This window comes from Desulfonauticus submarinus, assembly GCF_900104045.1.
GTDB classification, from domain to species: domain Bacteria; phylum Desulfobacterota; class Desulfovibrionia; order Desulfovibrionales; family Desulfonatronovibrionaceae; genus Desulfonauticus; species Desulfonauticus submarinus.
In genome coordinates this window covers 1-24,182 of sequence record NZ_FNIN01000009.1, presented here as the reverse complement: position 1 = coordinate 24,182, position 24,182 = coordinate 1, and the positions used below count along the sequence as shown (strand labels likewise).

Genomic DNA, 24,182 nt, shown 5'->3' with positions numbered 1-24,182 from the left:
GTCCCCCAACAAAAAGCTTTCATCTAACTAGTTACGCTAGATGCAACCATTTAATTAACTACAATTTTCATCTCCTTCAATTAATATCTCAAAACTATTTCCCTATTTTCTACTCTTGCTTAAAAAATAACCTCTTGTTAAAGATATTTTTATGTTGGAAATAAGCGGGCTAAACGTATCTTTTCTTAACCAAGGGGGAAAAAATCTTCCTGTATTACGAGATATTACTCTAAAAATGCAAAAAGAAGAGTCCCTTGCTCTTATCGGGGAATCTGGATGTGGGAAGACAATCTTAGCTTTATCTATTGTAAAATTATTGCCTCCAGAAGCAAAGATTTGCCAAGGAAAAATTTCCTTTTTGGGACAAAATTTAATTAATTACAAGGAAAAACAACTACTCCAAATACGGGGAAAACAAATTGGGTTTATTTTCCAAGATCCCATGACTGCCTTAAACCCTGTTTTTAAGGTAGGAGAACAAATAGGAGAAACCCTCTGCTATCATTTTAAATTATCGAAACTCCAAGCTAAAAATAAAGTTTTAAATCTCTTTGAAAAAATAGGCTTTAATGAGCCAAAACGTATCTATAATTCTTATCCTCATGAACTAAGTGGGGGTATGAGACAAAGAGTAGTAATAGCTTTAGCAATCTGTTGTAATCCAAAACTTATTATAGCAGACGAACCTACTACTGCCCTAGATGTCACTATCCAGGCCCAAATTCTAGATTTGCTTTCTAAAATAAAAAACAAACAAAAAAGTGCTATTTTATTTATTTCCCATGATTTAAGTCTAGTCTCAAATGTCTGCCAAAGTTTATGTGTTATGTATTTAGGTCAAATTATAGAACAAGGAAACTTAGAAGTTATCTTAGATAATCCTCTTCATCCCTATACCCAAGGGCTTTTAGAAGCTTTGCCTCTTTTGGAAAAAGACAAAGAACTAAGCCCTATTCCAGGAACTATCCCTCCTCTTTCCAAAATACCAAAAGGATGTGCTTTTCATCCCAGATGCAAACACAAACTTGCTATATGTGGTAAAAAAAATCCTCCTGATATTAAATTCAATAATCTTCAAAAAGTAAAATGCTGGCTTTATAGGTAAAAAATGTTAGAAATAAAAAATTTAAGCAAAACTTATGAACAAAAAAAATTTTTAAAAACCACACGCCTTAAAGTTTTAACAAATATAAATTTATATATTAAACAAGGTGAAATATGGGGTTTAGTAGGAGAATCTGGTAGTGGAAAAAGCACTCTGGCGCGAATAATTGCTGGTCTAGAAGCTCCAGATACAGGTTCTATTGTACTTGAAAACAAAACTATTTCTTTCCCAAGAAAATCTATGCCACATATTATCCAAATGGTTTTTCAGGATCCTTTATCTTCTTTAAACCCTAAACAAAAAATAAAAAATATTTTAGATGAACCCCTTAAACTAAACACCAACTATCCCCATAAAAAACGTCTACAAATAATTAAAAGCTGGTTAAAAAACGTAAATCTGTTGGAAGAATCTTTAGAAAAATACCCTCACCAATTTAGTGGTGGGCAAAGACAACGAATTGCTCTTGCCCGAGCTTTTATTTTGCAACCTAAACTCATTATTTTAGACGAACCTGTATCTGCACTTGATGTATCAGTACAAGCACAAATTCTACTCCTCTTAAAACAACTTCAAAAACAATATAAAACAACTTATCTTTTTATCTCGCACGATTTAGCCGTAATAAGGTACTTGGCCACAAAAGTAGCTGTCATTTACAAAGGACATATCTTAGAACAAGGACTTGCCAATGAAATATTCTCCTCTCCTGCTCACCCTTATACAAAACTTTTACTTTCCTGCGCACCTAAATTAAAAGGTAAAATTTCTAGAATTCTCTTCAAAAAACACACAAAAATCTCTTCCCACCAAAATATCTGCCCTTTTGTAGATAAATGCCCTGTAAAAAAAGAACAATGTCTTCAAAATATACCTAAATCAATTCAACTCTCTTCTACACATAGCTATGTGTGCCTCTATAAATAATCCTACAATACTACCCCTTATAGAAAGCAAAGAACAGTTAAAAATCGTATATTTATTAAAAATAAATTCTATTATGCTCAATCTACACTTTTTATCCATTAAGCAGGCTACTTTCATTATTAAACAGTGTTTACAACTTAATATTAAACCTTTTCTATTTAAAAACTGGACAAAAAAGGATTTACAAAAAATTTGTCATCTTACTAACATAAAAAAAATAGAGTTTGTCTGCCCTATAGAATACAAAAAAATATTTCAACAATTTAATATTGAATATAACCCTTTTATAAAAAACATAAGCGAACTAATTTATTTTAAAAATTACAAGACTATATTTCTAAGTCCAATTTGCAATTTAGATGACATCAAAAATTTATTTAACAAAAATCTAAAAACTTCCATTTTAATACATGGCAAATATTGTGCATTCTTAGATCCAAAAACAACTTCTTGTAAAATAAATTTACACGCTCCTTGTACTGACTTTGGTCTGATGCACCTAGTTAAAACTATAAGACAAGCTAAGTATTGGGTTATAAATGGAATTGGTCAACCAATAACAAAATTCTATTACTGGCTATTAATCTATTTAACTTGGAGAGATAAATCTAAAAAAGAAGCAGAAAAATTAACCCCTAAACTACTTCAATTAGGAGCAAGTTTCAAACCTTCTTCTTATTTTTTCTTACCTCAAAACCCAAAACCACTTTTTCTAAATCTAAAGCAAAGACTTGAGCCAAATTATCTGGGACAAGTAAAAGGTACGTCTAAGCAACGCTATCTCTGCCCAAGGCAACCCCTTTATCCTAAAGACAGTATTATTATTTATCCAAATAACCTAAAACCTATCTTTTTTTCTATTCCTAAATATATCCCTCCTAGAGGACGTTTAAACCTACCCTCAAACATACCTCTAAAAAGCGCTGCATACCTCTTAGAAACCTATCCACTGGAACTACAAAAGGCGCTTCAAAAATGTAAAATTTAATTATATTTTGTTTTATTGGCCCTATTTTTGCTTTTATTTTTTACATGAAAAAGATTTTTCTTACCCTATTAAGCATTGTACTTATAAACGGATGTACTTATAAAAGTAAACATATAGTAGATAATAACCCTATCTGGATGTCCTATCCATATATATATGGTCCGCCAATAGTGCAAAAATCTTGTGCTCCTCTTTATTTTTATCCACGCAAGACAAAAAAAAATTCCTCAACAACTGCTATTTTCTTCCCTTTTTACTGCGGACAACAACCTAGAGATTTTCAACTTGAAACAAGAATGGGACAAATATTTTTTCGCATTTGGCAAGGAGAAAAAATATTTCCTAAATCATTTTTTATAAACCAACATTTACATTCAAAAGAAGAAGCCTTAAACATAGCAAGCAAACAAAATGCTTTTGCAGTAATTGGAGAAATAACCTATGTTTTAGATGGCGGCTCTTTAGGGGAAAGTGTTTTAAGTTTACATTTGGAAATATATTCTCCCAAAGGAGAACTTTTATGGTCTTTAAGTCATGCTGGTAGAATAGACAATCCACCTCTTATCGATTGGTATATTATAAAAAAGCAAATTCTTATGCCTGAAGACGGTCTGGGCTATCTTATTTCTTCTTTAGCCCTAGATTTAGCTCGTCCTATTTACGCCTGGGCTAGAGGTAAAGATTATAAAAAATTTATTTATCCTAAAAAAAATAAAAAACAAAAACCTTCCTCATCTAATTTACAATCTTCTTTGCTTAAAAAAGCTAGCTAGTCATAATTTTTAAAACATTAATTAAAGTAAGTCCTCTAGGACTAATTTTAGCTTTTAAAGGAATCACTTTGACTCCAATCTTTACTGCTTGCCAAAATAATTTAGCGTATTCTGAATCAATAAAATCTGCAGGAGAAAAGCATTTGGCATCACTCCGTTGAATTAAAAAAATACAATAAGTTTTAAATCCTTTTTGGCATAAAGAAATAAGTTCCCTTAAATGATTGGCTCCTCTTAACGTAGGAGCATCTGGGAAGTAAGCCACCTCATCTTCCACAAGAGTAACATTTTTAGCCTCTATCCATATCTTATCTTTTCCCGACCCTAAACAGGCATCAAGTCTACTTTTTCCAGAAAATACTTCTGGTTGAAAAGAAATATCCTTCCATTCATCAAGACACTTTTTCTCCCATAGTAATTTAAGAATCTTATTCGGATAACTTGTATTTACTCCTACCCATAAACCACCTATATTTATTGCCTCTAAAGTATATGGTAACTTTCTTTTTTTGTTTTTAGATTTACTAATTAAAATTTCTCTATTCTGCTTTAATAAGCCTAACATAGAGCCTGTATTATTAGTATGGACCCATAGTTTTTTGCCAGAAAGCTTATGAATAGCTTCTATAATAAATCTCTTTTTTCTTTGAATAAAAAAAGCTCTTGTGAGTGGCTTTGGAAAAATAATTTCCACTTCTTGAAACTTATTCATCTTAATCTTGCTTATTAAACCTTATTTTTAATCAAATATCTTGTCTTTTTGTTACTTTTCAAACATTCTCAGTTTCCTATTGACTTCAAGTCATTAGTTTGACACTTTTATATCTAAACCCTTTATTCAAGGAGTTTATATGAACTTTAATCCTTATGGTATCTTAGGCAACAGTCCTGCTCTACAAGAAGTATTTAAAATCTTAGAAAAGGTTGCCCCTACAGATACAACTGTCCTTGTTACTGGAGAATCAGGAACAGGTAAAGAGTTATTGGTTCGAGCATTACACAAAAATAGCCAACGTAAAAACAAACCATTTGTTCCTGTAAATTGTGGAGCTATCCCAAAAGAATTATTAGAATCTGAATTATTTGGTCATGAAAAAGGAGCCTTCACACATGCCATACGTTCTAGAGCTGGCCGTTTTGAAGTAGCCAATGGAGGAACTATCTTTTTAGACGAAATAGGAGAATTAGATTTAAGTTTACAAGTTAAAATACTCAGAGTTATTCAAGAAAAAGAATTTGAAAGAGTTGGTAGCAATAAAACTCAAAAAGTTGATGTACGAATAGTAGCAGCAACGAATAAAAATCTAGAAGAAGAAGTAGATAAAGGAAACTTTAGAGAAGATTTGTTTTATCGCTTAAATGTTATTCCTATTCATCTACCTCCGCTTAGAAAAAGAGGATCAGATATTCTCCTTTTGGCAAATTATTTTTTAAAAAAATTTTGTACGGAAAAAAATCGAGAACCTCTTACATTAACTTCAGAAGTAGAAAATCTTCTTTTAAATTACTCCTGGCCTGGAAATGTTAGAGAACTTGAAAATTTTATGGAACGCATATCTATCTTATGTGAAGGAACAGAAGTAAAAATTCAAGACTTACCTGAGAAAATTATTAAAACCTCTAAAACTTCTCCATCGCAAAAAAAACAATTTCTATTTCCTTCTCTTGCAGATATGCATAACTTAAATCTAAACTTAAAAGATTTTTTAGAAGAAATAGAAAACAAACTCATTCTAGATGCCCTTAAAAAAAGTAATGGAGTAAAAAATAAAGCAGCAGAACTTTTAGGAATAAAACGGACTACTCTTATCGAAAAAATAAAAAAGAAAAAACTTTAAAAATAATTTTGCCCATTTTTTGCATATATTTAAAAAAAATAAAAAAATCTAGCTAGATGAAAAAAACAATTTTCTTTTTTATAACTCTCCTCCTAACGCCCTTATTAATACCCCAATCCGCAAGGGGGTTAGTTTATTTTTGGCAAAAAAAACCTCAAAGTGAACGTCTGGTCTTTGAATTTCAGACCTTAACAAGTGCGCCAAAGGTAATTCGCTCAAATTATCGCAGTATTTCCATAAAAATACCTCCTGCTATACTCCAGCAAGAACCAAAGCCTGCTCCTGTGGACTTATCTTTTTCCCATCTGGTGGAAAAAATTATTATTCAACAATCCAACATTATTATACAAACAAAAACCAATGCCATTGGCTTCATATCTTTTTGGAAAAAAAATGAACAAAAACTTTATCTTGATTTATTTTTTGATCCTTTAGGCAAAAGATGGAAACCACCTGCAAACAATAAACCCAAAAAGACTATTAAAAAAGTATATACTCAGAAAAAAACTCAATCTAAGCTTAAGAAAAAAGCTCTTAAAATAAAAAAAACAAATGCTTTACCAAAAGCTAATCCTCAAAACTTAGACAAAAAACAATCCTCTAAGGATTCTACACGTCAAACACCTCCTCCCCTCAAAAAACAATTTACTGCCACTGGCAATATTCAAAACAAGACAAACCTTCAAAATAAAAAGTCTCCTTTATTTAAACTCAAAGCCAAAATAAAAAGAGTTTCTATAGAAAATGCTGTAATACTAAGACCTATTGTTAAGGTATCTAATCAAACTAACCCATCAGATCAAACAACAGCTCAGCCTATTAAGCAAAATAAAAAACCTACCTCCCAACAAAAACCAAAATCTGATTCCAAAGTTATACAAAAAAAACCATCTACCACAGAAAATAATAATGTATTATCACCAGATAATGCTACAAATGCCTCTTTGCCCAATGCTGATACTCCAGACTTTGAAGATTTGTTAATAACGGCTAAAGCAGCCATTGCTAATGGAGAGCTAAATGCTGCTCTAGAAACCTTAAAATCTATTATAAACCATCCTAAGTTGCCTGAAAATCTTAAAGAAGACGTATATTATACATATGCTAATGTACTTTTTGATTTATACAAAGACAAACTCCCAGAAGGATTTGAGCAAATAGTTGCAGCATATGAAAGAGCTATTAATTATAATCCTAAATCTTTAAATGTTCCTAATGCTCTTCTTAAATTAGGATATTTAAATCTACAAGTAAACAACATCCCTGAAGCAAAAGGCTATTTTAATCTTTTAAGAGATAAATACCCCTATGATCCTTCTGTTCCACTTACTTATTTTTATTGGGGTGAGTATTACTTTAAACACAGGCAATATCAAAAATCAGCAGACTTATTTCAAACATTTATAACCAAATATCCAGACAATAAAGTAGCAGAAGATGCTGCCATTTATCTTGCTAAAAGTTTAAAAAAGCTTCAATTTTATACTCAAGGACTTGAGATAGTCCAATATATAGAACAAAGATGGCCTAGGTATTATTTAAAAAAACCCTATTTTCTTTTAGACAGTGCGTTTTTATATTATAAAAACAATAAATTCCCACAAGCAAAACAACGCTATCTTTTATATATCAACTTATTACCTGAGGGAGAAAATGTAGATATAGCTCTGGCTAGAATAGGAGATATTTATCTTTTACAAAAACATAAGAAGGCTGCTAAAAAATTATATGAACTTGCAGCTACCAACTTTCCAAACAAAGAAGGTGGTTTAATTGCTGCTATGCGCCTTGCTGAAGAAGGTATATATGATAAACCCTCTATTAAAGATATGTTTTCCGTTTTTAATAGGCCCTATAATTTACGTCCTGAAAAAATTTATACTACTATTATTCAAAAATATCCTTCTAGTCCTTTAGCATCTCTAGCGAAAATAAAGCTCGCCATTTGGGAAATATTTAATAATCATCCAGAAAAATCTTTATCTATTCTAAAGTCCTTTTTTGATAATCCTCAAAAAGAGTTAAAAACCAAAGCAACAGAAGTAGCTCTTGAGGCATTTACCCAGATATTAAAAAAATATTTAAAGGCAAAGAATTATAATAAAATAGTTTATTTTGTAAAAACATATCCTTTTTTACAAAAACTTTTTCCCTATCTTCAAGATGAACAAAAATTACTTCTAGCGACAGCCTACCTAGAGTTAGATAAGTTCAAAAAAGCTATAAATATAATCTATCCTATTTTACAAAAAAATCCCAAATTACAATCAACTAAAAATGCCCTGGCCCTTGCTCTGACTTTATATCTAAAACTAGAAAATTGGCCCAAAATTATTGAACTAGGACAAAAAGCAAAAAAATGGCCCTTAAACAAAAAGCAACAAGAACAAGTGGATTTCGCCTTAGCTCTTGCGTATGAAAAATTAAAAAATATTAATAAAAGTATTCCATTATGGCGAAAAATTGCTTCCAATATAGATACTGATGCCCAAAAAAGGGCTTATGCTCTTTACTTTTTAGCCAATCATTATGCTAAAAAAAGAGATTGGGAAAACGTATATGTATTTTCGCAAGAAGCACTTTCTTTATTTTTGGAAAAAGCAAAAAATACTGAAAAAGACAAAATTATTACCTGCCTCAAGCTACTTATTCAAGCCACAAGTCTTACAGGGCGAAAAACAGAGGCATTAGGATGGGCGCTTGAATTAAAAAAATATTTAACTGAAACACATCCTAGTTGGCCTGCTTTTCAATATCAACTAGCTCTTTTATATAAAGAAAATGGAGATAAAAATGCCTGGCAAAATGCTTTAAAAGAGCTTATTCAAAAAGCACAAAATTCTTTATATGCCCAAATGGCAAAGGAAGACTTAAACATTGCCAAATTAAAGCAACAAGCAAAAATCTTTGAAGCCAAAAAACCTTAGAAAGGGGGAACTATGGACAGAAACCCAGTAGTTGCTGGTCAATTTTATCCTGAAAATAAAGAAAAATTATTCCAAGAAGTAGCCTCCTTCCTTCAGGGTGAGCCTCGTAAAACACCTACTATTTTAAGTATGGTTCCTCATGCTGGATATATATATTCTGGGAAAATTTGTGGTAAAACTCTGGCTTCTAGCCAACTTAAACCTACTATACTTTTACTTGGCCCAAATCATACAGGAAAAGGTGCAAAACTTGCTTTATGGCCTGAAGGTAAGTGGTTTATTCCTGGTGGTTATCTTGAAGTAAACTCTGAACTCGCTATCCAATTAAATGAAATTTCACAGATAAAATTTGATTATGAAGCCCATCTCTTTGAGCATTCTTTAGAAGTAATTTTACCTTTTTTATTCTATCTAAATCCTCAAACTACTATAATTCCTATCTGCGTCTCAGAATATAATTTTGAGATTTTACAACAAACAGCTGACCAATTAGCTAACATTCTAGATCCTCAAAAAACAACTATCATTGTAAGTTCTGACATGAGTCATTATGTTCCTCATGACATAGCCTACACTAAAGACCATAAAGCCTTAAAACACATCTTAAACCTTGATGTATTAGGCCTAATAGAGAGTGTTCAAAAACATAACATTTCTATGTGTGGCATCTTGCCTATGACATTAGGTCTATTGATTGCAAAAAAATGGAATGCCTGTAAAGGGATATTGATAGATTATGCCACCTCAGGGGAAGTAAGTGGAGACTTTAATCAAGTAGTCGGCTATGCTGGCGTAATTGTGGAGTAATATATGAAATTTATTCAAACTACTTTAGAAGATTTTTTTAAAATAGGCCCAGGACCTTCTAGTTCTCATACTATTGGCCCAATGAGAGCTGCTTTATTTTTCAGAAAAGAAATAGAAAACTTATCCCAAAAGAAAATAGAACAAGCCCATACAATTGAAGTAACTCTTTATGGCTCTCTTAGTGCAACAGGCAAAGGGCATGGCACGCCTCAAGCAATTTTAGCAGGTCTTTTGGGATATGAGCCGCACAAATGTGTTCCAGAATTTTTTAACAACCTTTTTAAGGAAAGTTCTTCTTATACCCTTCAATTTAAAAATAAGAAAATTGACTTTCACTATCAAAATATAAAATTCGGCCCAATTGATACTCAATTAAAGCATCCAAATACGATGGAGTTTAAATTATTAGATACAAAAAATAATATCTTGCTAAAAAAAATATTTTACTCTGTAGGAGGAGGATTTTTATCTTGGCCCAATAAAAAATTAGAACATCGCAAAATACCATATCCTTTCTCCTCAATGAAAGAATTAAAAAATATCATCAAGAAAACATCTCTATCTTTTAGTCAAATTATTTTAGAAAATGAAAAAGCACTTACTCAAAAAACTGAAGAAAAAATTTTTTTCTATTTAAGAAAAGTTTTAAATACAATGGAAATGGCTGTAAAAAGAGGTATTAAAACTTCTGGCGTGCTTCCTGGAAGTATCGGTTTAAAAAGAAAAGCTCCTAAAATTTATCAAAGAGCGCAAATACTATCTGATACACCTGACAAATTTTTAATGTATTTAAACGCTTACTGCTTAGCAGTTGCAGAAGAAAACGCAGCTGGCCATTTAATAGTTACAGCCCCAACTTCAGGATCCGCAGGGGTTTTACCTGGAGTACTTTACATATTACGACATCATTTTCATTACGATATTCAAAGTTTATTAGAAGGTCTTCTAGTCGCTGCTGGCATAGGCTACCTTATTAAACAAAACGCGAGTATTTCTGGAGCAGAAGTAGGTTGTATGGGAGAAATAGGAAGCGCCTCTGCAATGGCAGCAGGAATGATCGCTGCTGTGAATGGATATTCTATTCAAGTTGTTGAAAATGCAGCGGAAATAGCCTTAGAACATCATCTAGGTATGACTTGTGATCCAGTAGCAGGTCTTGTACAAATTCCTTGTATAGAACGAAATGCCATGGGAGGAGTAAAGGCATTCAATGCATATATCCTTGCCACTAGTGGAGATCCTAACTCCCAAAAAGTAAATTTAGATCAAGTTATTCAAGTAATGGCAGAAACAGGAAAAGCTTTACCAGCTCAATTTAGAGAAACCTCATTAGGAGGATTAGCTAGAACCTTGGCTCAATGTTAAAAACAAGGGGAGATGCATTAATAAAGCATCTCCCCTTGCTAATCATACTGATTTAAATCTAAAACACTATAAATCTAAATGCTGCTTATAGGCACCAAAAGTATTTACAAGTAACTGCGCAATAGTCATTGGCCCAACTCCTCCAGGTACAGGAGTAATTGCCAAAGCCTTTTCTTTCAAAGCCTCAAAATCACAATCACCAACAAGTCCTTGCTCAGTTCTATTAATACCTACATCCACAATTACAGCTCCTGGCTTAACCATATCTGCCTTAACAAACTTTGCTCGTCCCACTGCAGCAAAAACAAAATCTGCATCTAACACTTCTTTAGTTAAATCTTTTGTTCTTGAATGACAAACTGTCACAGTGGCATTGGCCTGTAATAAAAGTAAGGCTAAAGGCTTTCCAACTATATTACTTCTCCCAATAACTACTGCTTTTTTCCCAGCAGGGTCTAAATTATAACGTTGCAAAAGGGTCATTATCCCAGCAGGAGTACAAGAGCGAAACCCAGGCAAACCCAACATAAGTTTACCAACATTTTGAGGATGAAAACCATCTACATCTTTATCAGGAGAAATAAGCTCTAGACAACGTTGACTATCTAATCCTTTAGGCAGTGGTAATTGTAATAATATTCCATCTATTTCTGATTCTTTATTCAATTTCTGAATCAAAGATTCTAATTCTTGCTGAGATATATCTGCACTTAAACGAAAAGATTTGGAAACAATCCCCACATCTGCACATGCCTTTTCTTTATTGCGAACATATACTTGGGAAGCAGGATCATCTCCAACCAAAATTACAGCCAAGCCAGGGGCTCTATGCCCCTTTGCCATATAAGCTTTAATTTTTTCTTTTAATTCTTGTCTAATCTCTAAAGATGTCTTTTTTCCATCAAGCAAGATCATTTATTTCTCCTCTTCTTCTAAATCTTCTCCAAACCACTGCATCTGAAGTGCTGGACCGTAATAAATGGCCTGATCTTCTAATTCTTCTTCTATTCTTAGCAATTGATTATATTTAGCTAATCTATCACTTCTACTTACAGAACCTGTTTTAATTTGGCCTGCATTCACAGCCACTACTAAGTCAGCAATAAAACTATCCTCTGTTTCACCCGAACGATGGGAAACAACTGTAGAAAAGCCTGCTTCTTTAGCCATCTCAATGGTATCTAAAGTTTCTGTTAAAGTGCCAATTTGGTTGAGCTTAATTAAAATAGAATTAGCAATGCCTTGTTTTAAACCTTCTGCTAACAAATAAGGATTGGTAACAAAAATATCATCTCCTACTAATTGACAAGCAAATTCTAACTTTTCAGTTAAAATTTGCCATCCTTCCCAATCATCTTCAGCTAAACCATCTTCTATAGAAACAATAGGATAATTATTTACCAACTCTGCATAATAATCTACTAATTCTTTTGCAGAAAATTCTTTATTTTCTCCTGCTAAAACATATTTACCGTTTTTAAAAAATTCGCTTGCAGCTGCATCTATAGCCAAAGCAATCTCACTACCTGGCTGATAACCAGCTTCTTCTATAGCTTTAATTATATATTCAAAAGCTTCTCTATTACTTTTTAAATTAGGAGCAAAACCTCCTTCATCACCCACAGCAGTACTATGACCATCTTGGGCTAAAATCTTTTTCAAAGTATGAAATACTTCTGATCCCATTCGTAAGGCATCTCGAAATGTATATGCTCCTATTGGTAAAATCATAAATTCTTGAATATCCAAATTATTAGGTGCATGTACACCTCCATTGACTATATTCATTTGAGGCACTGGCAAAATTTTAGCATTTACCCCTCCAATATACTGATAAAGAGGAAGACCCAAATAGTTACTAGCCGCCCTTGCAGTAGCCATGGAAACACCTAAAATAGCATTTGCCCCTAATTTTGATTTATTATCTGTACCATCTAGTTCAATTAAAAGTTCATCTAACTCTACCTGCCGCAAAGCGTCCATACCAATAATATGATCTGCTATTTCATCTATTACATTAGATACAGCCTTTGTAACTCCCTTTCCAAAATATCTTTTTTTATCTCCATCTCTGAGCTCTAATGCTTCTTTAGAACCTGTAGAAGCTCCAGAAGGAACTGCTGCCCTTCCAAAAGCACCAGACTCTAAAACAATCTCTACTTCTAAAGTAGGATTGCCTCTTGAATCTAAAATTTCTCTTGCCCATACATCTGTGATAATACTCATTTTCCTGCTCCTTTCTCTTTATGGTTTAAAAAGCTAAGCCTTAAACCCTCTAAAATTAATTCTGGATAAACTAAATCTATACTTTTGCTTACAGTGGCAAGCAAAGAAGCCAAACCACCCGTAGCTACTACCTTTGTTTCTGGTTTTAAAATTTCTTTCAACCTCCCCACTAACCCATCTACCATAGAGGCAAAACCAAAAAGCATTCCCTGATTCAAACTGTGTTTTGTACTTCTTCCTATTTCTAAATTATCTTTAGAAATATCTAAAGAAATTTGAGGTAATTTAGCGGTTTGAGTGCTAAGAGCTTTTAAAGAAGAACGTATACCAGGACAAATCAAACCTCCCAAGTAAGCATTATTCTCTACACAATCAAAAGTAGTAGCAGTGCCAAAGTCTATAATAATCAAAGAAGAAGGCTTAGAAAATAATTTTCTTGCAGCATAGGCGCCTATTAATCGATCTGCACCCACTTCTTGCGGTTGTTTGTAATGATTTTCAATATCTAAAAAAATATCTCTTGGAACAAAGTAAAGAGGACACTTTCCATAAATATAACTTGCTTCCTCTAAAACACTATTTAAAAGAGGAACAACAGAACATACTACCCAAGCAATTATTTTTTTACCAGCACAGGCATAATTAATAAGACTATGAATTTTTAAACCTAAAGAATCAGCTGTTTCCTCAAGATTAGTTGGCAATACAAAGGCTTGTACAACCTTTTTCTCATCTCCAATACCAAATTTTATATTTGTATTACCCACATCAATTAAAAGAAAAGTCATGAACTTGTCCTCAGTTCTTTTTTCTCACTTTAATAACTTTAATCTCATTTCTAAGAGGATCAACTTTTCCAAACGTAAGCAAACATTTCTCTCCTACCGGAGTTTTATCTTCTAAAAGAGATGTAGGTACTCGCACCAACACTTGCTCTTTAGGTAAAGAAAATACACTTAAGGGATTTCCCTTGTCCACTAACACTCCTTCAAACTCTTCTTTTTTATGCCTTTGTTTAAAATAAAGCAACTTCCAATATCTAGGACGAAAACGCTGTACTTGGCTTACTAATGATTGCCTACTAGTAAGATAAGATAAAAGATTTTGTAAATCTTGTTTGGTAAAAAGAAGATCTTTTTTCTGCAAAAAAGCCATGATTTGTGCTACATTTACAAAATCAGGATACCGCCTAAGAGGGGAGGAAACTCCAGCATAAACCTCTACCCCTAAGCTGGCATGCCAACCTGGTTCCACCTCTAAAAGAGACGGTGCCATGTTTTTAACAAGAGTATAAATTTCTTCTGGTCTATGCCACACTCCTGCATTATCTTTTGATAAATTTATTTTTTGAGAGCGAAAGTAAAGAGGAATATCGTATTTTTTCGCCCATTTGCCAGCCCACAAATTACATAAAATCATAAGCTCTGAGATAACCATCTGGGATAAACACAACTTATCTTTAAACAGCATCTCCACCAGAATGTCTTCGTTATTTTGCTTTAAAATAATCTGTGGTTCTAATTGTTCAATAATTACTGCCCCATTTAAAATACGTTTTTCTCGTAAATTTTTGGCAAGCTCAAACAGTTGTTTCCAATATTCTTGTTTTTCTTGAATAAAAATATCTGCCTCTTCATAAGAAATATTTTTTTCTGTTTCTATCCAAGCAAAATCTAAAGAAAAATTTTCTAATTCTTTTAAATTATCAAATTCAAAATTAAAAACTAAAGCTGGCCTTACCTTACCCTGTTCTAGGCTATATAAATTTATCCCAATTTCTTCTGGAAGCATATGCGATGTGCCTTCTGGCAAATAAAGACTAGAAAAACGCTCTCTCACTTTTAAATCTAGTTTACTCCCAAATTCCCAATTTAATATAGGGCAAGAAATTGCTATTTTTAAAAAAATCCTATTGTCCCTTATCTCTATCTTAAATGCATCATCAATATCTTTGGTAGTTTTAGAATCAATACTAACAAACCCTTTTAAACTTGCCTTTGCAGGCCATGTTTTAGATTTTTCTTTTAATTGATCAATTTCTTTTTGAAATTCGTTCCAAGAGGGATAAAAATCATAACCAGCTTGGATGAGATGATAATTAAAATGATTAGGAATAAACCCCAAATTAAGAGCCAAAATATAAGCTAAAAAGTCATCTTTTGGAAGGCCTTGGGTTAATTGACGAAATAATTTTTCTTGCTTAGCATCTGCACGCTTGCCTAAAACCGCTAATAGTATATCTTTTAAACCCTTAACAAAATCCTCTTCATAATTTTCTAGTTTAACCCTATTAGGGCCTTTTAAAGCTTCCTTTAAAAGTTCTCTACCTTCATTTACAATCCGCGCCTGAAGAGCCTTTTTTTTCTGTTCTTCTCTTAAATGTTCTACTTGTTCTGGAGAGTGAATCTCAAAAAAAGGAGGACGATATTTAAACAAAATCCGATTCGTTAAAAGCGCTCTTCCCAAAGCAGATTTTTGATGAATATCAGGAGATACAAAATAGATATCTGCTAGCCAATCTATATCTATTTTTTCTACTTCTGAGTGAACTAATTCCCAAATCTCTTCTACATTGATTGTCAAAAATAATTTTTCTCGCTCTATTTTAAATAACTCTAGTTTTTGAACCAATTCTTCTCGACTAGTAGATAAAGCTATAACAGGACCTATCCAAGGCAGGATTCTACTTTGAGAAATTTTTTTTTCTCTATTAGAGGGGAGTAAAACTCGTAAACGAGAATCTTTTTTTTCTAGCACCAGAGCAATTTGAGGTTTAGAATCTTCTAAAAACTCTACTACCTGCCCTGGTGCTAAAAGAGATAAAAACTGTTTTTCTTCACTCACAAAAACAACTTTAAATATTTTTTATTAATGTTTAAAAGAACGTTGGGCAGTAAAAACCATTGCTACCTGAGGAACAGCCTCGTTTACTGCTTCAATAACTTCAAAATCTCTAATAGAGCCACCTGGCTGAGCAATAGCTGTTACCCCTTGCTCAATTGCAACATCAACTCCATCTCTAAAAGGAAAAAATCCATCTGAAACCAAAACAGAACCTTTTAAACCTCCCTTTGCCTCTTCTGTCCTCTTCAAAATATCATCTAAATATTCTTTTAAATTAGAATCAGCTCTAGCTTTTAACTTCAATTCATACAAAGACATATTTTTTTCTTTAAAAACAATATTATCTGCATATTTGGTATAAGCCTTATGAACAGTTAACTCCACACATCCGACTCTATCTTGTTCTCCAGTACCAATTGCCACAGTTTGGCCATTTTTAGCAAATAAGACAGAATTAGAAGTAACTCCAGCCTCCACTGCCCACGCAAAAAACAAATCTTCTAATTCTTGAGGAGTTGGCCTGCGAGCATAAACTATTTTGCCATCTTTTTCTGCCTTTGCAGGCAAAAAGTCTTCTTCACTTAAAATTTTATTTCTAAAAGAAAATTGAGCTATAATCCCACCATCAACTAAAGATTTTAAATCTAAAAAAGGAATACCTACTAATTCATCTAACCTAGCCAATCCAGGAATCTCTAAAATACGTAAATTTTTCTTTTTCTTTAAAATATCTAACACACCTTGTTCATAACTAGGGGCAGCCACCACTTCAAAATAATATGAAGTTAAAAATTCAGCACACTCTTTATTAAGAGGACGATTTACTACTACAGCCCCTCCAAAAGCAGCGATTCTATCTGCAAAATAAGCCTTTTCTAAGGCATTAAAAACACCTTCATCTGACCAAGCCGCACCAGAAGGATTATTGTGTTTTAAAATAATGGCAGCTGGTTTTCTAGTAAGATACTGTAAAATATTAATACCATTATCCACATCTGTAAGATTGATTTTCCCAGGATGCTTACCAGCCTGAAGCATATTATCTTCTGTAAGGGCAGAAACTAAACCCTTACCAGGACCTCTAAATACCACTCCTCCCAATTCCATTTCACCTTGCACTAATTCATATAAGCAAGCAGGCTGATCTGGATTTTCTCCATAACGCAATCCTTTTTCCTCGCCTCCTATATTCCAAGTTCTTTTTTTAAAAACAAGTTCTCTATCTCCTAAAACTATTTTCATTTCTTTGGGAAAAGGATCTTGAACAATAGTTTTATACATCTTTTTTATATCCATTTTTCTCTCCTTATAAAACTCTTTTGGTCTATAAAATCATTAGATAATATTTATTTCAACTCCTATGTTTTTCTTGACTTATTCATAACAACATTTAAATTTTTAACATAGCTTATTTAAATGGGCAAATTTTAAAAACAGGTTAAAAATGGAAAACTTACTTCGCAGCATTGCACAAAAATTAATTCATCTTGATGAGGCTTCCCTAAGCAGACTATGGGATATCTACTATCAAAAAACTAAACACTTTATGCCAACTCAAGAATGGGAAATAGACTTTCTTGTATTTACTCTCATCCAGGCAATAAAATGGAAAAATAGGGTTTTTAATTTACAACTACAACAAGGAGCGTTTCCTAATCAGCAAAACCCAGCAAATCAACCCAAAAAAGACTTTCTAAAGCCAGGAATTAGGCCTAAAAGGAAAAAAAGAGCGAAGATAATCTCCTTCCCCACCCCCGAAAAAAGCTAATAAACTCAACATATAATAATAATATCTTACATTTTGCACATATGTTATAGCTTCGTATCCTCTACAATAACCATAACGACTCTTTTTATAATACTTTCTATAGCTTAAAAGAGGATAGACCTCTTTTACATTGCTCCATAAACTAGCATCCTTTCCTTGCAGTTTTACTAAGTCCATAGCATCATATAAATGCCCCAAGCCCTGATTATAAGCGGCTAGAGCCATACACCATTTGTTCCATCCCTTTACTCCTCTCTTAGCAATTCTATCCACTAAAAAAGCCATATATTTGGCTCCTCCTAAAATGCTTTGTCTGGGATTTAAGCGATTATCTATACCTATCCAAGAAGCGGTATTTAAGCTAAGTTGCAGTAAACCTCTTACTCCTGTTCGACTCCTTGCTTTAGGGTTAAAATGTGATTCTTGATAAATTTGAGCAATTAAAAATAACGGATCTAAACTAAACTTTTGACAAGCATCAAGAATATACTGTTCATATAAAGGCAATTTTTTTCTTATTACCATTCTTAAATGTTCTAATTGATAATAATCTACATTATCTCTAAAAAATCCATAATATATCTCTCTCGTTGCATCTATAAACTCTTTTGTTTGAGGACTATGCCAAAACTCTTCTAACATTTTATTTAATTTTTTATACTGCTTAGTCCATATCCACACATGAGAAAACTTGGTCTTAAATTCGTATGTTTTGCGTAAGTCTAAAAAATAAGGATTCAGGTTATTGAATCTAATTTTATCAGTTAACATAAACCTAGCTTTATTTTCTGCTATAAGTTCATATAAGTCTTGTTCTCTTTTCTGAATAACCTCATAGTTTATAGGGCAGAAAATTACTTCATCATATTCTTTTATTTTTAAAAGCGATAAAGAAGATAAAGGAACTATAACTTTATATTTACAAAGCTCATCAAACCTCCGCAAAGGATACCTATATTTATTATGGATAAAAAGGAAATTGTCCTTTATATAATTCGGTCCTTTTGCCAATTTAGGATCATTAATTTTAATTTTTGTAGGCACACCAACAATAACATCTACCTTTCCCCGCTTTAAAAGGAAAAAGGCATCTTTAAATACTGGGACTCTTTGCCATTTTAACTTTAATTTATGTTTTTTGGCCAACAAATTAGCAATTTCAAAATCAACACCTTTGCCAAATGGAGAAAAAAAGCTCAAAGGGCTTTCTTCTACCTCAACTACTCTTAAAACCTTTCCTGACCAATAATAGAGTCTTAAATAAAACCAAATCCCAAGCAAAATAACTTGAACAAAAATTAAAACACATAAAACTCTTTTTTGATTGAAGACCATAGCCCCTCTTACTTATCTTACTTAAAAAATCTGTACATAAAAATAATTTCTCTCTATCTAAAAATAAGTACAATAAATGGATAACGCAGTCAAAAATTCACATTCCTTCTCTCCTAAGAAACCTTAGGCGACTTTTTAGATTTATTTTAGTTTATCAATATGAACTCCTCTCACCTTTTCAGTTGCTTTGGGCAAAGAGGAATGCTAAAAAGTAAATAACTTTTAAATAAAATAAAAGGAGTTTTCATGAAAGTTCTTATTACTGGGGTAGCAGGTTTTATTGGTTTTCATTTGGCTAAACGCTTTTTACAAGAAGATATTAAGGTGGTGGGTTTAGATAATTTAAATGATTATTACTCTGTAGAACTCAAAAAAGATCGTTTGGCTCAACTAAAATCTCCCCAATTTCAGTTTTATCACCTAGACTTAGCAGATGATTCATCTTTAGAACAATTATTCCAAAAAGAACAACCTACCCATGTGATAAACATGGCTGCTCAAGCAGGAGTTCGCTATAGTATAATAAATCCCAAGTCATATGTGCAAAGCAATCTTGTAGGTTTTGCTAATCTTTTAGAATGTTGTCGACACTTTAAAATAAAACACTTAGTCTTTGCATCTTCTAGTTCTGTATATGGATTAAATACTAAAATGCCCTTTTCCATTCATCACAATGTGGATCACCCTATTAGCCTATATGCTGCATCCAAAAAAGCAAATGAACTAATGGCCCACACTTATGCCTATCTTTACAATCTACCTTGTACAGGACTTAGATTTTTTACTGTATACGGCCCCTGGGGAAGACCAGATATGGCTTTATTTTTATTTACAAAAGCTATCCTCGAACAAAAACCAATAAAAGTGTTTAATCATGGCAAAATGGAACGAGACTTTACTTATATAGACGATATAGTTGAAGGTGTCTTTAGACTAACATCACACCTTCCCAAGCCAAATCCTAATTGGAATGGGAATAACCCCGACCCTGGCACAAGTGTTGCTCCTTACAAAATATACAATATTGGCAACAACAACCCTGTTCCTCTAATGACTTTTATCGAGGCTATTGAGAACGCGTTGGGACAAAAAGCAATTAAGGAATTCCTCCCTCTTCAACCAGGAGATGTGCCAAAAACCTTTGCAGATATAGATGATCTTGTCCAAGATGTAGGCTTTGCACCTAAAACACCTATCCAAGAGGGAATTCAAAAATTTATACATTGGTATAAAAATTACTACAACATATAGGTAACAAAAAAACAACCAGAAAAGGGACAAAAATTGTTTTTTTGTCCCTTTTAAAAATTAAGAAAAATTAATTAAACTGAAAACTTTTCCTCACAGTTAATATTTCAATTAAATGTTGCTTATTCTATTTAAACAAGTTAAGGAATTTTTGTTTTTAAAATTGAAAATGTTTCACGTGAAACACTAAAAAACAATGAGTAAAAAAATAGCACTAGCAAATCAAAAAGGTGGGGTAGGAAAAACAACTACAGCCATTAACTTAGCAGCGTCCCTGGCTGTAATGGAAAAGAAAATTTTATTAGTTGACTGTGATCCTCAGGCCAATGCAACAAGCGGGCTTGGAGTTGACCCTCAACAAAACAAAAAACATCTTTACTCTGTATGTACAGGTGAGGCAAAAATAGAAGAGGCTCTTGTTCAAACTAATCTTCCTTTTTTATATATTCTTCCTTCTCATCAAGATCTGGTTGGCCTAGAAATAGAACTTTTATCCCAAAAACAACGAGAATATTTTTTTAAAAACGCTATATCTCCTATAGAAAATCAATTTGAGTATATATTTTTCGACTGCCCGCCTTCTCTAGGATTACTTACGTTAAATGCTCTGGCTGCTTCCTCTCATCTTATCATTCCTCTTCAGTGTGAATATTTTGCCTTGGAAGGTATTGCTCATCTTTTGCGCACTTATGAGCTAGTTCGAAAAGGAATAAACCCAAATTTAAAAATTTTAGGCGTGCTGCGAACTATGTTTGACAAGAGAGTCAATCTTTCTCATCAAGTTAGTGCCGAGCTTGAGCAATATTTTAAAGATAAAGTTTTTAATACAATAATACCTAGGAATGTGCGTTTATCTGAGGCACCTAGTCACGGTAAGCCAGCCCTTGCTTATGATATCCGTTCTGTGGGGAGTGTGGCTTATCTTGATCTTGCTAAAGAAATAGAAGAAAAATTTTCCTAATAAATAAAATTTTACAAAAATACTTGCCCTCATCTATTTTCTAAAAAAGATGAGGGCTCTTTTAATGTCATGCTTAAAAAATCAAATAAAAACCGCTTCTCTATTTTTTTGATTTTATTTCGATAATTAATTTAAAAACTATTTCTTTTTCCGATCTACAAATGGTGTTGTCTCATAAGTGATGTGGTCTTTAAAATGACGTTTTATAATTCTCGCCTGACAATTTAAACATAAAAAAGAAACCAACCCTCCAAGATTTGCGGCCTTTAACAAAAATTTTCTGGGTGAGTCTACGGTCCAATCTTCTGTGCACTGTCCACATATCTCGCAAACAACTTTTTTTTCCACTGGATAGTGAAAATCCCAAAATTTTAAAAAAGTTTCCCAATCATCTAATGGTTCTGAAGGTAATGCTTCTTGAGTTTGTATAGCTTCTTCAGAACATATCGGTCCATTTAATTTTGCCAAACTTTTTTCTAAAACAGAATCTATATCTGCTGCTATTTCTTGCCATAATCGTGCGGAAACAAATACACCTATTAAGTTTCCAGTTTCATCGTAAAAACCTTGAATATCTTTCTTAATCATATTATCTCTCCTTATTAACAAATTATTTTGCAGGATAAAACAAAATGAACAAAAAAGGATTAGGAAAAGGTATTGATGCCCTTTTAGGAGATTGGCGAGAGTCCAGTAAAGATTTGGAAATCATTTTCTTAGACCTCACTCTTATCTCTCCAAACCCAAAGCAACCAAGGCAAAATTTTAACTCAGAATCATTACAGGAACTTGCTAAATCTATCAAGAGTGAAGGTGTTCTGCAACCAATATTAGTAAGGCCTGTTGGGGATAGGTATGAGATTGTCGCAGGAGAAAGGCGTTTTAGAGCTTCTCAGCTTGTTGGCTTAGAAAAAATACCAGCTATTGTAAAAAACCTTGAAGATAAAGAAGCTTTACTTTTAGCACTTATTGAAAACATTCATCGAGAAGATTTAAACCCAATAGAACAAGCAAGGGCATTGTCCAAATTAAAGGAAGAGTTCCAACTATCCCAAGAAGAACTTGCCCAAAAGGTAAATCTTAGTAGAAGTCAAGTTGCCAATCTCTTAAGATTGCTCTCTCTTCCCGAACATATTCAAAAACTAATAGAAGCGGGCAAACTTAGTGCAGGACATGGACGAACTTTGGCAAGCATCAAAGATCCTATTCAACTAGAACAACTTGTCCAAGAAATTTTAAACAAGAATCTTTCTGTAAGAGAAATTGAATCCAAGGCAAAACGTATTAAAAACAGTTGTAAAAAAACTCTTGATGACCTCTTATCTTTTTTAGAAAAGAGCATTTCGCAAAAACTCGAAATCAAGGCAAAATGCAAAGGCTCTAGAAAAAAGGGCAAAATAATTCTCGAATATTCTAATGAAGATGAACTTAAGAAATTATTAAAAATATTTTCTATAGAAAATCATTAAGTTTTATAAATCAGAACAAATTTAACTTTCTTATTCTCATCTCAAATACAGAAGTTATAAATCTTTGAATTTTCGACATCGTCAAGTTCGAAGAGTTCTAATTCGTCTGGTGATCTGTGTTTCAGGTTTTGGAGAGACGATCTGCACTCTCTTTACGCTTTTACTAAACCGCACTATCTCGCTTCCGGACTCGAGTTTTCCGTTTCCATCCAAATCGCACTTTCCATCGATTGGAATTACATTTAGTTCTATATTCCAGTCTCCACAATAGGTATAATTTCCGTTTTCGCAAAAATTTCTCGCATTGTTTAAAATTCCATCAATTTCTGCCCTGTCAAACTGCACTGTAACAGGATTTTGTTTTAGAAGAATGTAGGGAATTCTTCCATCTGCGGTTTTAAATTGGTTAAAAATTTCTTCTCCGAGAGTTTGCGAGGTCGCCTCTCCATTTGGAGAATTAAAATTATCTTTGTTATAAACATAAGTTCCGTCTGAGTTTGTTGGTTTTAAGAAATAGGAATGCTTATCATTTGAGATTTTAAGATAAGAAAACGCTTTCATATAATAATTTTTCTTTAAAAGATGATCCACCACCTCTATGTTTTTTACGTCTGTTCCATCAAGCTTTTTAATTTGATTCAAAGAAGAAGAGATGCTGTAAGAATAACCACCCAAATCAGTTATGCCAACCGCTCTACAAGTGCCGTCTATCTGTGCGTATTTTCTCTTTGTAGAACTTAGGATTATATCTTTGTTTCTGTATTTGCCGAAAGTAAAAGGTATATTTATTGGTGCAGTAGTATATGCTGCATAACTTATTTTAGAATATTTTAAAAAATAATCTTGATTTAAAGGTGCTCTAAATAATAATCCATATTTATTTGGAGTAGAGGTAAAAGTTAAAGTCCATTTTCCATTTACTGAAATTCCTTCTACGTAATTAGTATTGAAAAGAGTATCAGAGTCTACATTACTTTTCCAAACTTCTGCTCTAAAATCTTTTCCTGTTGTTTCTTTATAAATAACTGTTGCTGTTGAACCATAAATAAAAGAAAAACAGAAAAATAGTGTAAATATGTAAATTAAAAATAGTTGTTTTCTATCCATACGGATAAACTAAAAAGAAATATATTTAATATTTTTTATCAACTGATAAAAAGTAAATAAAAGATTCATAACTCTCCTAAATCAGGGTTTCCAGTAGGAGGTTCATTACTATTATTAGAACCTTGCGCACTCTCTCCAATTCTATTTCCTCCACCGTTTCCTACCATTTGATTATACATCTGTGCGAATTTGTCTAAATCCAACTCATAACCTTTACTTAAACTTCCTTTTAAAAAGTTCTCAAACTCTCGGTTCTTAGAGATTGGTATTATTCCATCTCCGTTTATATCCCACTTGCTTAAATCTGGATTCTCTTTTAAAGCCTCTGCTAAAGTCTTTTCTAACTGATTCCCTTTAGATAAATTCCATTCTACTACATGCCTTGGCGCCACAAATTCTGACCACGCTCCTCCAAATAAAGAATAATGTATCTTTACCAAATCTCCTTTCTTGTTAAATCCGTATTGTGGCTTGCTTTCTGCCTGAGCATTTCC

At 32.8% G+C, this 24,182-nt stretch carries 21 protein-coding genes; 11 read left to right on the top strand and 10 right to left on the bottom strand.

Annotated elements, in window-relative coordinates:
• Positions 1-151: 151 nt before the first annotated feature.
• Genes BLP60_RS07810 through BLP60_RS07795 form a run of 4 tightly spaced genes read left to right on the top strand, consistent with a single transcriptional unit; the run spans position 152 to position 3,793 of the window.
• Entirely contained in the window at positions 152-1,105 is a 954-nt protein-coding gene (locus tag BLP60_RS07810) for an ABC transporter ATP-binding protein (RefSeq protein WP_092065751.1), read from the top strand.
• A 3-nt stretch (positions 1,106-1,108) separates the two neighbouring features.
• Complete coding sequence (locus BLP60_RS07805; protein WP_092065749.1) at positions 1,109-2,032, top strand: ABC transporter ATP-binding protein; 924 nt, start codon at positions 1,109-1,111, stop codon at positions 2,030-2,032.
• The gene (locus BLP60_RS07800; protein ID WP_092065747.1) at positions 2,013-3,020 is read left to right on the top strand and encodes a hypothetical protein; all 1,008 of its coding nucleotides are present in this window, start codon (positions 2,013-2,015) and stop codon (positions 3,018-3,020) included. Before BLP60_RS07805 ends, BLP60_RS07800 begins: the two co-directional genes overlap by 20 nt.
• Before the next feature lie 44 nt (positions 3,021-3,064).
• On the top strand, positions 3,065-3,793 hold the full coding sequence (locus BLP60_RS07795) for a hypothetical protein (protein ID WP_143338925.1): 729 nt from the start codon (positions 3,065-3,067) through the stop codon (positions 3,791-3,793).
• Here the strand turns inward: BLP60_RS07795 and sfsA are convergent.
• Complete coding sequence (gene sfsA / locus BLP60_RS07790) at positions 3,786-4,505, bottom strand: DNA/RNA nuclease SfsA (protein ID WP_092065743.1); 720 nt, start codon at positions 4,503-4,505, stop codon at positions 3,786-3,788. The genes BLP60_RS07795 and sfsA overlap by 8 nt on opposite strands.
• 139 nt (positions 4,506-4,644) lie before the next feature.
• On the opposite strand from sfsA, the gene BLP60_RS07785 reads away from it, so the two are divergent.
• Genes BLP60_RS07785 through BLP60_RS07770 form a run of 4 tightly spaced genes read left to right on the top strand, consistent with a single transcriptional unit; the run spans position 4,645 to position 10,730 of the window.
• Positions 4,645-5,631 carry a sigma-54 interaction domain-containing protein gene (locus BLP60_RS07785; protein WP_092065741.1) on the top strand — a complete coding sequence of 329 codons (987 nt, stop codon included), beginning with the start codon at positions 4,645-4,647 and terminating at the stop codon, positions 5,629-5,631.
• 56 nt (positions 5,632-5,687) lie between these two features.
• A complete protein-coding gene (locus tag BLP60_RS07780; RefSeq protein WP_092065739.1) occupies positions 5,688-8,558 on the top strand; it encodes a tetratricopeptide repeat protein in 2,871 nt (956 codons plus the stop codon).
• Positions 8,559-8,570: 12 nt separating this feature from the next.
• A complete protein-coding gene (gene amrB, locus BLP60_RS07775; protein WP_092065737.1) occupies positions 8,571-9,365 on the top strand; it encodes an AmmeMemoRadiSam system protein B in 795 nt (264 codons plus the stop codon).
• 3 nt (positions 9,366-9,368) lie between these two features.
• Positions 9,369-10,730, top strand: a complete 1,362-nt coding sequence (locus tag BLP60_RS07770; protein ID WP_092065735.1) for an L-serine ammonia-lyase — start codon at positions 9,369-9,371, stop codon at positions 10,728-10,730.
• A gap of 66 nt (positions 10,731-10,796) precedes the next feature.
• Here the strand turns inward: BLP60_RS07770 and folD are convergent, their stop codons facing one another.
• From folD to BLP60_RS07740, 6 genes are all read right to left on the bottom strand, one after another.
• Positions 10,797-11,645, bottom strand: a complete 849-nt coding sequence (folD, locus tag BLP60_RS07765) for a bifunctional methylenetetrahydrofolate dehydrogenase/methenyltetrahydrofolate cyclohydrolase FolD (protein ID WP_092065733.1) — start codon at positions 11,643-11,645, stop codon at positions 10,797-10,799.
• Entirely contained in the window at positions 11,646-12,956 is a 1,311-nt protein-coding gene (eno, locus tag BLP60_RS07760; protein WP_092065731.1) for a phosphopyruvate hydratase, read from the bottom strand. It abuts the gene before it with no gap.
• A complete protein-coding gene (locus BLP60_RS07755) occupies positions 12,953-13,744 on the bottom strand; it encodes a type III pantothenate kinase (protein WP_092065729.1) in 792 nt (263 codons plus the stop codon). The genes eno and BLP60_RS07755 overlap by 4 nt, the downstream gene beginning before the upstream one ends.
• 10 nt (positions 13,745-13,754) lie before the next feature.
• Entirely contained in the window at positions 13,755-15,800 is a 2,046-nt protein-coding gene (locus BLP60_RS07750; RefSeq protein ID WP_159427712.1) for a ribonuclease catalytic domain-containing protein, read from the bottom strand.
• 24 nt (positions 15,801-15,824) lie between these two features.
• Positions 15,825-17,096, bottom strand: coding sequence for an IMP cyclohydrolase (locus tag BLP60_RS07745; RefSeq protein ID WP_092065725.1), 1,272 nt, complete (start codon positions 17,094-17,096; stop codon positions 15,825-15,827).
• Positions 17,097-17,493: 397 nt separating this feature from the next.
• Positions 17,494-18,903: an MltF family protein gene (locus BLP60_RS07740; protein ID WP_092065723.1), complete on the bottom strand. Its 1,410-nt coding sequence runs from the start codon at positions 18,901-18,903 to the stop codon at positions 17,494-17,496.
• Between the two features lie 246 nt (positions 18,904-19,149).
• On the opposite strand from BLP60_RS07740, the gene BLP60_RS07735 reads away from it, so the two are divergent.
• Positions 19,150-20,154: an NAD-dependent epimerase gene (locus BLP60_RS07735; RefSeq protein ID WP_092065721.1), complete on the top strand. Its 1,005-nt coding sequence runs from the start codon at positions 19,150-19,152 to the stop codon at positions 20,152-20,154.
• 193 nt (positions 20,155-20,347) lie between these two features.
• Positions 20,348-21,112, top strand: coding sequence for a ParA family protein (locus BLP60_RS07730; RefSeq protein WP_092065719.1), 765 nt, complete (start codon positions 20,348-20,350; stop codon positions 21,110-21,112).
• 138 nt (positions 21,113-21,250) lie between these two features.
• Here the strand turns inward: BLP60_RS07730 and BLP60_RS07725 are convergent, their stop codons facing one another.
• On the bottom strand, positions 21,251-21,700 hold the full coding sequence (locus tag BLP60_RS07725; protein WP_092065717.1) for a hypothetical protein: 450 nt from the start codon (positions 21,698-21,700) through the stop codon (positions 21,251-21,253).
• A 44-nt stretch (positions 21,701-21,744) separates the two neighbouring features.
• Here BLP60_RS07725 and BLP60_RS07720 point away from each other — a divergent pair, with 44 nt between their 5' ends.
• Positions 21,745-22,581: a ParB/RepB/Spo0J family partition protein gene (locus BLP60_RS07720; protein ID WP_092065715.1), complete on the top strand. Its 837-nt coding sequence runs from the start codon at positions 21,745-21,747 to the stop codon at positions 22,579-22,581.
• A gap of 81 nt (positions 22,582-22,662) precedes the next feature.
• On the opposite strand, the gene BLP60_RS07715 is transcribed toward BLP60_RS07720, so the two are convergent.
• Both BLP60_RS07715 and BLP60_RS10605 read right to left on the bottom strand, forming a co-directional pair.
• Positions 22,663-23,688: a hypothetical protein gene (locus tag BLP60_RS07715; RefSeq protein WP_092065713.1), complete on the bottom strand. Its 1,026-nt coding sequence runs from the start codon at positions 23,686-23,688 to the stop codon at positions 22,663-22,665.
• A gap of 65 nt (positions 23,689-23,753) precedes the next feature.
• The coding region (locus tag BLP60_RS10605; protein WP_159427711.1) for a hypothetical protein at positions 23,754-24,182 on the bottom strand (429 nt) is incomplete at its 5' end.